Annotated in this window: 10 protein-coding genes; all 10 read right to left on the reverse strand. The window is 73.4% G+C overall.

What is annotated here, in order from left to right:
* Positions 1 to 11 precede the first annotated feature (11 nt).
* Genes ddaH through ACZ6ZR_RS29185 form a run of 10 tightly spaced genes read right to left on the reverse strand, consistent with a single transcriptional unit; the run spans position 12 to position 10,106 of the window.
* Positions 12 to 890 (reverse strand): dimethylargininase, encoded by an 879-nt coding sequence (ddaH, locus tag ACZ6ZR_RS29140; protein ID WP_465647296.1) that lies wholly within the window; start codon positions 888 to 890, stop codon positions 12 to 14.
* A 38-nt stretch (positions 891 to 928) separates the two neighbouring features.
* Positions 929 to 2,197 (reverse strand): acyl-CoA dehydrogenase family protein, encoded by a 1,269-nt coding sequence (locus tag ACZ6ZR_RS29145; RefSeq protein ID WP_465647298.1) that lies wholly within the window; start codon positions 2,195 to 2,197, stop codon positions 929 to 931.
* Position 2,198: 1 nt separating this feature from the next.
* A complete protein-coding gene (locus tag ACZ6ZR_RS29150) occupies positions 2,199 to 2,714 on the reverse strand; it encodes a flavin reductase family protein (RefSeq protein ID WP_465647300.1) in 516 nt (171 codons plus the stop codon).
* 20 nt (positions 2,715 to 2,734) lie between these two features.
* Entirely contained in the window at positions 2,735 to 4,096 is a 1,362-nt protein-coding gene (locus ACZ6ZR_RS29155) for an FAD-binding oxidoreductase (RefSeq protein ID WP_465647301.1), read from the reverse strand.
* Entirely contained in the window at positions 4,089 to 4,439 is a 351-nt protein-coding gene (locus ACZ6ZR_RS29160; RefSeq protein WP_465647303.1) for an avidin-fold protein, read from the reverse strand. The genes ACZ6ZR_RS29155 and ACZ6ZR_RS29160 overlap by 8 nt, the downstream gene beginning before the upstream one ends.
* Positions 4,436 to 5,752, reverse strand: a complete 1,317-nt coding sequence (locus ACZ6ZR_RS29165; protein ID WP_465647305.1) for an ATP-grasp domain-containing protein — start codon at positions 5,750 to 5,752, stop codon at positions 4,436 to 4,438. Before ACZ6ZR_RS29165 ends, ACZ6ZR_RS29160 begins: the two co-directional genes overlap by 4 nt.
* On the reverse strand, positions 5,749 to 6,870 hold the full coding sequence (locus tag ACZ6ZR_RS29170) for an NAD(P)/FAD-dependent oxidoreductase (RefSeq protein ID WP_465647307.1): 1,122 nt from the start codon (positions 6,868 to 6,870) through the stop codon (positions 5,749 to 5,751). Before ACZ6ZR_RS29170 ends, ACZ6ZR_RS29165 begins: the two co-directional genes overlap by 4 nt.
* Position 6,871: 1 nt before the next feature.
* A complete protein-coding gene (locus ACZ6ZR_RS29175; RefSeq protein ID WP_465647309.1) occupies positions 6,872 to 8,446 on the reverse strand; it encodes a class I tRNA ligase family protein in 1,575 nt (524 codons plus the stop codon).
* Positions 8,443 to 8,817 carry a cupin domain-containing protein gene (locus ACZ6ZR_RS29180; protein ID WP_465647311.1) on the reverse strand — a complete coding sequence of 125 codons (375 nt, stop codon included), beginning with the start codon at positions 8,815 to 8,817 and terminating at the stop codon, positions 8,443 to 8,445. Before ACZ6ZR_RS29180 ends, ACZ6ZR_RS29175 begins: the two co-directional genes overlap by 4 nt.
* Positions 8,817 to 10,106: a SidA/IucD/PvdA family monooxygenase gene (locus ACZ6ZR_RS29185; RefSeq protein ID WP_465647313.1), complete on the reverse strand. Its 1,290-nt coding sequence runs from the start codon at positions 10,104 to 10,106 to the stop codon at positions 8,817 to 8,819. The genes ACZ6ZR_RS29180 and ACZ6ZR_RS29185 overlap by 1 nt, the downstream gene beginning before the upstream one ends.
* Positions 10,107 to 10,383 lie beyond the last annotated feature (277 nt).

The following is a 10,383-nucleotide window of genomic DNA, read 5'->3' on the forward strand; positions in this document are numbered from 1 at the left end:
GCGGGAACGGGTCAGTGGCGGAGTTCGAGGGTGCAGCACTTGGCGCTGCCGCCGGCCTTCAACAGCTCGGTGAGGTCCACCCCGTGGGTGCGGAAGCCGCGCTCGCGCAGCTGGGCGGCCAGGCCGGTGGCGGCCTCGGGGAGGATCACGTTGAGGCCGTCGGAGACGGCGTTGAGGCCGAAGACCACCGCGTCGGCCTCGGTGGCGATCACCGCGTCCGGGAAGAGCGCGCGAAGCACGGCCCGGCTCTCCTGGCTGAACGCGGCCGGGTAGTACATCACTTCGTCCTGGTCGAGCACGGCCAGCGCCGTGTCCAGGTGGTAGAAGCGCGGGTCGACCAGCTGGAGGCCGACCACCGGGCGGCCGAACAGCTCCGCGGCCTCGGCCTGCGAGCGCGGGTCGGAGCGGAAGCCGTTGCCGGCCAGGATGGCGCGGCCGGTGGTGAGGTAGTCGCCCTCACCCTCGTTGTGGTGCTCGGCCTGGAGCACCTCGGCGAAGCCCTGGGAGCGGAACCACTCGACGTAGTGGGCGGATTCGCCGTCCCGCTCGGGGTGGCGGAAGCGGGCCACCAGCACCTTGTCGTCGACCACGGTGGCGCCGTTGGCGGCGAAGACCATGTCGGGCAGGGCCGGGTCGGGGTCGATGGTCTGCACGTGGTGGCCGAGCGCGACCAGCAGGTTGTGCAGCACCTCCCACTGGGTCACGGCCAGGGAGTTGGAGGTGGGCTTGGCCGGGTTCATCCAGGGGTTGATCGAGTAGGTGACGTCGAAGAAGTCCGGACGGCACATCAGGAAGTGGCGCAGTCTGGCCCGGCGCGGCGTCCGCGCGGCGGGGGCGGTGACGGCGGCGGTGACGGCCGGGACGACGGCGGGGGTGAGCAGCTCGGTCATGGCGGCGGGTCCTCTCAGGGGTGTGGGGGAAGGCGTGTTCAGCTGGTGATGCCGAGGCTGAGCGGGAACCCGGGCCGGCCGCCGAGGAGGTGGGCACCGGCGGACTGCAGGATCTTGTCCTGCGCCACCACGTGCTGGCACATCGTCATGGTGTCGCGCAGCCAACGGTCGAGCGGGTTGGGCCGGTAGACGGAGGCGGTCTGCATCAGGTCGTAGAGCCGCATCAGGATGGAGCGGGCGGTGCGGAAGGCGTGCAGCCGGGAGAGTGGCAGGGCGGCGCGCTCCTCGGGGGTGAGGTCGTCCAGGGTGCCGCCGGGGACGGAGAGCACCTCCCACTGGCGGCGCAGCGCGCCGTAGACGCCCTGGCGGGTGGCGTGGAAGTCGGCCTCGCACTCGGCGAGGGTGACCTGGGCCCGCCAGTTGTCGGCCCAACCGGCGCCGCCGGGGCCGGACTTGGCGGCCACCTGGGCGCGGACCCAGTCGAGGGCGGCGCGGGCGGTGCCGAGCGGGACACCGGGCATGTTGCGCATGTGCACCTCGGGCTGGGCCAGCGGGCCGGCGGCGCCCCGGACGGTGTCGAAGGTGAGGGTGCGGCCCTCGGGGACGAACACCTCCTTGATGGCGTAGTCGCAACTGCCGCTGCCCGCCAGGCCGGTGGTGTGCCAGGTGTCGATCACCTCGACCTGGGCGGCGGGCACCATCAGCAGGACGGAGTCCTGCGGGCCCTCGGCCGGGTACGGGGCGCCGTCCTCGAAGACGAAGGCGCCGGAGATCACCCAGTCCGCGTGGGTGATGCCGCTGCCGAACTGCCAGCGCCCGCTGAGGCGGTAGCCTCCCGGGACCCGCTCGGCCCGGCCGGTGGGGAAGAGCAGCCCGGCGGTGGTCATGTCGAGGCGGGGGAACATCTCCTTGGCCACCGGCTCGTCCAGGAAGGCCGCGTAGAGGCCGGAGTCCATGCCGATCATGGCGGCCCAGCCGGCCGAGGGATCGCCGTAGGCGAGGGCCTCGACCACCTCGGTCTGCTCGATCGAGCTGAGTTCGGGGCCGCCCCAGGAGCGGGCGAAGCCCATCCGGAAGGCGCCGGTGGCGCGGACCGCCTCGACCACCTCGGGCGGGAGGCGGCGGGCCCGCTCGATCTGCTCGCCGCGCTCGCGCAGCCAGGGGGCCAACTCCTGGGCCGCCGCCAGGATTTCGGCCGCGGTGTTGGGGACGGCGGCGGGGACCGGAGCGGGGCCGGCCGGGGCTGGGGTGGCCGGCCGGGCCACGGCAGCGGGGGCCGGGGCGGCGATGGGGGTGGGGTGGGGCATCTCAGGACTCCTTCGCGGCGGAGGGGGAGGCGGGCGGCAGCTGCCGGAAGCCGCCGTGCAGGAAGAGCAGGGGCGGGCGGTGGCCGCCACCGGCGGTGGCCACCACCTCGCCGATCACCATCGTGTGGTCGCCGATCTCGAAGCTGTCCCGCAGGACGCACTCCAGTCCGGCCATCGCGTCCAGCACCAGGGCACCGGTCTCGCTCCCCGGGCTGGCGGAGAGACGGGCCACCACCGCCTCCCGCTCGGTCCGGCCCCTGGCCAGGCTGCGGGCCAGCGGTTCGGCCTCGCCGTCGAGGATCGCCACCGCCCACTTCTTGGTCTGGAGCAGATCGCCGAGGAAGCGGGACTCGCGGTGCAGGGAGAGCGAGACCAGCGGCGGGTCGAGCGAGACCGAGGTCAGCGAGTTGAGCGTCACCGCGTCGTGGCGGCGGGTGCCGTCGCGGTCGGCGTAGGTGGTCGCGACGCAGACCCCGGTGGCGAAGTCACGCATCACGCCGCGCAGATCGGGTGCCATGGCGGGCGCTCCTCTGCTGGTCAGACTGCCTGGGGGTGGGCGAAGACCCGGTCCGGGTCGTAGCGGCGCTTGATCTCCTGGAGGCGGGTGAGGTTGGGGCCGTGGTAGGCGGCGAGGGCCTGATCCGGGGTCAGATCGGGGTCGGCGAAGTTGAGGTAGGAGGCGTCCCGGGCGTGCTCGCCCATCGCGGCGTGCAGGTCGGAGAGCCAGTCGAGGTTGGCCTGCCGGAGTTCGTCCGGGTCGTCGTCGCTCCAGGAGGTGTCCATGGAGACCAGGAAGAGCACGTCCCGGTGCGGGAAGGCGGTCTCGGTGACCGGCACCCGGTTGATCGCCCCGCCCCAGGTGAACAGGGCCACGCCGGCGCCGTCCGGGTTCCCGCTGCCGGGCCACTTCTGCAGTGCCGTCAGCACCGTGTCGACGGCGGCCGGGCCGATCGGTTCGGTCACCGTCCTGGTGCGGACCGCGAACGGGTCGCCGGAGGTCTCGTGGTGCAGGAAGTCCTTGGCCTCCCAGTAGCCCATGTCCTCCACCAGCACCCGCTCCGGCCGGGCGGCGGCCAGCACCGGTGCGAGCAGCTCGCGCAGCTCGCTCGCCGGGCCCAGGTGCTGGCCGATCACCGAGACCGAACCGCCGTCCGCCCCGGCCCGGTTGACCCCGATCCGGGCGGCGAACTCGTCCGGCGCGGCGGCCATGATCCGCTGCATCACCGTCAGCACCACGGGGGCGTCCGCCAACGGCCAGAGCAGCAGGCAGGTGGAGCTGGGCACGGTGGGGCGGGCCTGAAAGGTGAAGGAGGTGTTGACGCCGAAGGTGCCGCCGCCACCGCCCTTGCAGGCCCAGAACAGATCGGGGTGCTCGGTCTCGTTGCACCGCACCAAGGACCCGTCGGCCAGCACCAGTTCGGTCTCCACCAGGGAGTCGCAGGTGAGCCCGAAGGCCCGGGAGACGGCGGCCACGCCGCCGCCCAGGGTGAGGCCGCCGATGCCGACCTGGTCGGAGTTGCCGAGCGGTACCGCCAGGTCGTGGCGCTCCAGTTCGGCGTAGAGCGCACCGGAGCGCACTCCCCCGCCGACGGTGACCAGCTCCCGCTCCCGGTCCACCCGGATGGTGTCCAGCCCCTGGAGGTCGAGCACCAGACCGGTGGTGGTGCCCTGGCCTGAGTAGCCGTGGCCGCCGCCCCGGGCCACCAGCGGCAGCCCCTCGGCGCGGGCCCAGGCGATGCCGCGGGCCACGTCGGCGACGCTGCCGACCGAGAGCACCCCGGCCGGGACGACCCCGGCGTAGCGGCGGTTGAAGGCGGAGCTGCGCTCCTCGAAGCCCTCCTCCCCGGGCAGCCGGACCAGCCCGTCGACCTGGGCCCGCAGACCCTCCCAGTCAGCCACGTCCCTCACCGTCCCCCTCGGTCACTTCCGTCAGGAACGAGGTGCCGCTCTGCGCGTGCGGGCCGTAGCGCTCCCACTCCTCCCGGATGAGCAGGTCCCCTCCCGGGCCGGTGTAGGGGGTGTTGACGGTGCGTCCGGCGATCACCTCGCCGTCGTCCAGCACCATCGTGTAGGCCAGCTCCAGGACGCCGTCCGGCCCGCAGACCCCGGCCACGTTGCCCCGGCGGACCGGGCCGCCGGCGAAGTCGGCCCAGACCAGGTCGTCCTGCTGGTGGTAGCGGGCCACCACCCCGTCCGCGGACTCGAGCTTCCGGAACTGCCGCCCGTCGTAGTCGATCCTCATGCCTGTGCCTCCACCGCGTCGGTGTCCAGCAGCCCGGCCGGCATCTCCAGCACCGCGTCGATCCCCTTGCGGGCCAGCGGCTCGGCGTCCAGCTCCACCGCCGCCAGCGCGGCGTCCAGGCGCTCGTCGCACTCCTCGCGGCTCTCCGCCGTGCAGACCACGAAGGAGTGCCGGGCCAGGTACCCACCCGGCGGCAGCCGCAGCTCGGTGCCCGGCGAGACCATCGGCGCGGCCGCCTCGAGCCCGGGCAGTCCCTCGGGCACCCGCACCTCCCGCACCACGCAGTCCTCGCCCGGGTAGCCGAACCGGATGCCCGCCACGCCCCGGTGACGCGGGGTCAGGTCGGAGCGCAGCCCGAGGGCGGTCTCCACCAGCAGCTCGCCCGGGTCGATCCCGGTGGCCAGCCGGCCCAGGTAGGGGATCAGGTCCCCGCCGAGCCGGCCGTTGACCTCGATCACCACCGGGCCGTACGGGGTGAGCTTGAGCTCAGCGTGGGTCATGCCGTCCTCCACCCCCAGCACCTGGTGGGTCTTGGCCAGCACGTCCAGCAGTACCTGGTCCTGGAGCAGCGGGTCGTCCGCGTCCACCAGGTGGCCGAGCTCCTCGAAGTACGGGTGCAGCCCGGTCCGCTTGCGGGCCACGTGCACCGCGCGGTACTCGCCGCGCTGCACCACCCCGTCCACGCTGATCTCCGGCCCGCCGGCGTAGCCCTCGACCATCGCCCCGCCCCGGTACGGCTCGTCGCCGACCATCCCGGCGTTGGCGGCGACCAGGTACGCCTGGTCCAGCCGGCCCTCGTCCTCGGCCAGTACGACACCCATCGAGGCGCCGAGCGCGCGCGGCTTGACCACCACGGGGTAGCCGATGGCGGCCGCGGCCGCCCGGGCCGCCTCCGGGGTGTCCACCAACTCGAAGCCGGGCTGCGGGAGTCCGGCGGCGGTCAGCAGGGTGCGGGTGGTGTGCTTGTCCCGGCAGCCGACCACACCGGCCAGGCCGAGGCCGGGCAGGCCGAACTCGGCGGCCAGTTCGGCGGTGGGCATCACCAGCGGTTCGTCGTAGCAGACGATGCCCGCCACCGTCCGCCGTCCGGCGATCTCCCGCGCGGCGGCCTTGAGTTGCTCGTGGTCGAAGACGTTGACCACGGTGATCTCGTCGAAGTACGGGCTCTGCCAGGTCGGGCGCAGGTTGTTCACCAGCACCAGTTTCAGGCCGAGTTCGGCGGCCCGGCGGGCGGCGGACTCGATCAGGTACTCGCGGTAGTACCGCAGGCCGCTGCCGATCACCAGCAGCACGCGGTCCTGGTCACCGCTCATGGCTTCTCCTCTCCGTGCGACTGCGGGGAAGGGCTCTCAGGGTCAGGCAACTCCGGGTAGGGTCCGGGGTCCTCCAGCGCCGCCACGATCCGGTCGGCGACCAGCGGGGCGGTGCGGAAGCCGTCGCCGCCGCTGGCCGTCCTGGCCCAGGTGCCGGGGCCGATCCGGACCAGGTGGGCGGCGCCGGTGCCGGCGTCCACCAGGTAGTGGCAGCGCTTGACCGCCAGCACCTGGTAGCGGTCCGGGTCGGTGAGGATCGGCTCGGCCAACACCTGCTCGGCCCACCGGAGTTCCTCCTCCGGGGTGCCGTCGGTGGCCAGCTCGGCCTCCCGGCAGACGGCGGCCGAGCTGACCTTGAGCAGCGTCCCGTCACCGGGCGGCAGCAGCCAGGCCAGGCCCTCGCTGCCGATCCGGCCGACCCCCGGGGTCCGCTCCCAGGCCGCCGTCAGCTCCTCGGGCGGCTTGAGGTAGACCAGGGTCTGACGGTGCAGCAGCATCGGCAGGTCCACCAGGTCCTTGGACCACGGGCCGGTGGCGATCAGGGTCAGGTCACCGGTCAGGGTGCGGGCGTCGGGCAGGTGCACCTCGCCGGTCTCCGGGTCGACGGCCTTGACCTCCTGCCAGGGAAGCAGGGTGACACCCGGGCGGGCGGCCAGCCAGCGGACCACCGCCTGGAGCGCGTGGTCGGCCAGCAGCACCCCGCCGTGGTGCTCCCGCACGCCCACCGTCCCCTCGGGGAAGCGGACGTGCGGCAGCAGCGCGGGCTCCACCAGGCTGACCGGCAGTCCGGCCTCGGCCGCCACCGCCGCCACCCGCTCGGCCTCCCCGGCCGGCCAGGCCGTCACCATGCCCACCCGGCGGTAGAACCGGGTGCCGAGCATCGCCTCCAGCGCCAGCCAGCGCCGGTGGGCGACGGCCGTGCGCCGGGAGGCGGCCGGGTCGGCCGGGTCCAGCGCGCGGACGGCCCGGTGCTGGTCGAAGGAGGTGGAGCCGGGGTTGGGGATGGCGCCCCGGTCCAGCACGGTGACCTGATGGCCGGCCAGCGCGCAGCGCACGGCCGTGAGCAGGCCGGTCACCCCCGCGCCGACCACCAGCACCCGGCGCCTCTCGGCGGCCACCTCAGTCCCCTCCGTCCGGGTCCGGCGTCCCGACGGGGATGAGCGGCAGCGGACGCACCGTCAGCTCGGTGGTGGTGTCCGGGCCGCCCACGGCCAGGGTGTCCAGCGCCCCGGACTCCACCGCCCAGGCCGCCAGGTCCACCAGGATCGGCGCGGCGCAGCGCAGCACCGTGCGCAGCTGGTGGGCGAAGGCGCCCGCCTGCCGCTCCGTCACCTCCCAGCGGTCCAGCCGTCCGAGCTGCTCGGCCAGCGTGGCGGCCGCCCGTTCGAGGCTGAAACCGGCCGGTCCGTAGGCGGCGGCGAACCGGGCGGTGATCCGGTCGGCGGCGGCCCGGGAGGCGGCCGGGACCGGCAGGGTACGCCCGGCGAACCCGGCGTCCTTCCCGGCGATCCGGTTCCACGGCGCGACCAGCCGGGCACCGGTGACGGCGGCCAGCTGCTCCCAGCCGAAGTTGGTGCGCTGGTACTCGGGGCTGGTGGCGGCCAGGTGGTAGCGGGCCACGTCCCGGGGGAGCCGGTCGGCCAGCTCCTGCCCCCAGACCAGGTGGCCCCGGCTGGTGGAGAACTTCTGGTGGTCCAGCTCGTAGAACTCGTTGGTGACGAACCGCGTGGGCAGCGCGTACCGGCCGTCCAGTGCCATCAGCATGGCCACGCCCGCGACGGCGAACGGGAAGGTGTTGTCGAAGCCGAGGAAGTAGACCACCTCCGTCCGGGCCTCCGGCCACCACAACTGGTCGTCGGCCTGCAGCACTTCGCCGCGCCGCTCGGCGCCGAGCGCGGTGGTGTACATCGACCAGGCCATGGTCTCCGCGTTGGGGTTGATCACCTGCCCGGGCACCTCGGGGAACGGGGCGGGGATGCCCCAGGCACCGGGGTAGGTGACCGGGAAGTCCGGCAGCGGGGCGGCCAGCATCTCCCGGAGGGCCTGCACCATGTGCGGGCGCAGTGCGGCGCCGGTGCTCTCGAAGTACTCCCGCAGCCGCTCGCGGTACCGCTCCAACGGCAGTACCAGCACCGGGAGTTCGCGCAGCTCCAGGGCCTCGTCCGGGTCCTCGGTGGAGCGCGGGTCGATCAGGTCGCCGGCCGCCAGCGGGTGGCCGCAGCTCTCGCAGAGCCCGGCGCAGCCCTCGGTGAGGCAGACCGGGCAGCCGCCCCGGACGAAGCCGTCCACCAGGTACTCGCCGGTGCTCGGCCGGTAGGGGAAGCGCACCGGCTTCAACTCCAGCTTCCCGGCGGCGTGCAGGCGGCCGTGGAAGTCCAGCACCAGCTTGGTGAAGCGCTCCTCGTCCCGGCTGAAGCCGTCCACCGCGATGCCGAGCGCGGCCAGGGTGGACTCGATCCGGGCGGTGGAGTCGGCCACCAGGTGCTCGGGCGCGGTGCCGAGGCGGCGGGCGGTGGTGACCACGAAGGTGGAGGTGTCCTGGGCGCCGGTGCCGAGCACGGCCTCGCGTCCGGTGGCCCGCTGGTGGCGGGTGAAGACGTCGGCGGCCAGGAAGGGGCCGGCCAGGTGGCCGAGGTGGAGGTCGCCGTTGGCGGTCGGCGCGGGTGAGACCACCGCGATCAGGCCGGCGGTCACGGCGCCGCCTCCGCCCCGAGGTGGCGGGCCAGGAAGTCGGCCGCCATCGGCGCGTCCCACCAGATGCCGTAGTACTCGAAGTCCGCCGCCGAGCGGTTGACCACCTGGTGGGTGGAGCCCGGCGGCAGGTGGACGATGTCGCCCTGCTTGAACTCGCGCTCGGCGCCGTCCACCACCAGGGCGGCGTCACCGCTGAGCGCGATGAAGATCTCGTACTCGTGGTGGCTGTGCGGATCGGACTCGCCGCCCGCCCGCACCACGCACCAGGCGCCCTCGAAGGGGGAGTTGAGCGGGGCCCAGGGCTTGAGCCGCTCCCCCTCGATGCCGTAGGCCGGGGTCAGGTTGGCCCGGTCGAGTCTGCGGATCTCCATCAGTGGGTGCCTCCGATCGTGGCGGCGACGCTGCGGCGGTCGAGCAGGTCGGTGGTGATCTCGTGGGAGCGCTGGGCGAGCACGCTGAGCAGCGAGTCGGAGATCCCGTGGGTGGCCTCGTTGAAGCCCTGGAGGTAGAGGCCCGCGCGTCCGGCGCCGCCGCCGAGCTCGACCCGGTAGCGGCGGTTCACCTCGACCTCCTCGATGCCGAGCCGTCCGGCCAGCTGACGGACCATCGCGGGCATCCGCTGGTCGTAGCCGGTGCCGAGCAGCACCAGGTCGCAGCGGAGCGGTTCGACCTTGCCGGTGCGGCGGTCGCGCAGCTCCAGCACCACCTCGCCGTCCTCCTCGCGGGCGGCCACCACCTCGGTCATCGGGCGGACGGCCGAGCGCGGGGTGCCGTCCAGCTTCTGGCGGTAGAGCATCGCGTAGGTGTCGTCGAGGAAGGGCGCGGCCAGGCCCGCGTAGTTGGTGAGCCGCAGTTCGTCCAGGATCTGGCCCCGGGCCTCCGGGGCGGTCTCGTGGAACTCGTCGACGAAGGACGGGAAGAAGAGCTCGTTGACGAACTTGCTGGTCTGGTAGTTCATCAGGCCGATGGAGCGGTGGACCAGGGTCGGAGTGGACAGCGGCAGGTCGTCGTGGACCGCGACGAACATCTCGGCGGCGCTCTGCGCGGCGCCTATCACCACCACCCGGGCCGGCCGGTCCACCGGGTGGCGGGCTATCCGGGTGGCGTACTGGGAACTGTGGATCACCCGGTCGGCCGGGAGAGCGGCGAAGACCTCGGGCACGTGGGCGTCGCGGCCGGTGCCGACCACCAGATCGCGGGCGTCCACGGTGTCACCGTCGGCGAGGGTGACCCGCCAGCCGGCCACCGTGCCGTCGTCGGCGAACTGCGGCGCCACCGAGGTCGCCGCGGCGTTGTGCCGCAGCCGGACATGGTCCAGCGAGTCCGCCACCCACTGGAGGTAGTCGGAGAGTTCGCGCCGGTAGGGGTTGAAGGTGCCGAGGTTGACGAACTCGTCCAGCCGGCCCTGCTGGTGGAGGAAGCTCAGGAAGGAGAAGCGGCTCTGCGGGTTGCGGAGGGTGACCAGGTCCTTGAGGAAGGAGACCTGGCTGCGGGCGAACGGCAGCAGCAGGTTGCGCTGCCACTTCACGTCCGGGTACTGCTCCAGGATCAGGGTGCCGGCGGCCAGCCCGGCCGAGCCGGACTCCTCGATCGCCACGGCCAGCGCAAGGTTGGAGGGCCCGGCACCGATCGCCAGCACCTCGACCTCGTGGTTGGTCATGCTCTGTCACCACCTCACTGCTCGTCCCACCGCCCGTGGGGGTGCGGTCGGGGGTGAACCGCCGTTCCGGTGTCGGGGCGGTTCGTTGGGACGAGTGAAGCGAGGGCCGGAATTGGTCGGCAGCCTTGTCCTGGAGTGCCGATCAACCTTTTCGCGCACCGGAGTTGATCGGCCTGCGGCGCTAGTGCCGTGTCCGGCAAGGTTTGCCCCGTCGCGTCGTTCGGTGCGTGCTATCGGCGTGCCGGGCGAAGGCCCGTCGTAGCGGAGCTACCCGGGC

Source organism: Kitasatospora sp. NPDC088742, assembly GCF_055584905.1.

What these genes read in the sequence shown, in the direction of transcription:
- ddaH (WP_465647296.1), bottom strand. Translation starts at nt 890, where the DNA reads ATGACCGAGCTGCTCACCCCCGCCGTCGTCCCGGCCGTCACCGCCGCC.
- ACZ6ZR_RS29145 (WP_465647298.1), bottom strand. Translation starts at nt 2,197, where the DNA reads ATGCCCCACCCCACCCCCATCGCCGCCCCGGCCCCCGCTGCCGTGGCC.
- ACZ6ZR_RS29150 (WP_465647300.1), bottom strand. Translation starts at nt 2,714, where the DNA reads ATGGCACCCGATCTGCGCGGCGTGATGCGTGACTTCGCCACCGGGGTC.
- ACZ6ZR_RS29160 (WP_465647303.1), bottom strand. Translation starts at nt 4,439, where the DNA reads ATGAGGATCGACTACGACGGGCGGCAGTTCCGGAAGCTCGAGTCCGCG.
- ACZ6ZR_RS29165 (WP_465647305.1), bottom strand. Translation starts at nt 5,752, where the DNA reads ATGAGCGGTGACCAGGACCGCGTGCTGCTGGTGATCGGCAGCGGCCTG.
- ACZ6ZR_RS29180 (WP_465647311.1), bottom strand. Translation starts at nt 8,817, where the DNA reads ATGGAGATCCGCAGACTCGACCGGGCCAACCTGACCCCGGCCTACGGC.
- ACZ6ZR_RS29185 (WP_465647313.1), bottom strand. Translation starts at nt 10,106, where the DNA reads ATGACCAACCACGAGGTCGAGGTGCTGGCGATCGGTGCCGGGCCCTCC.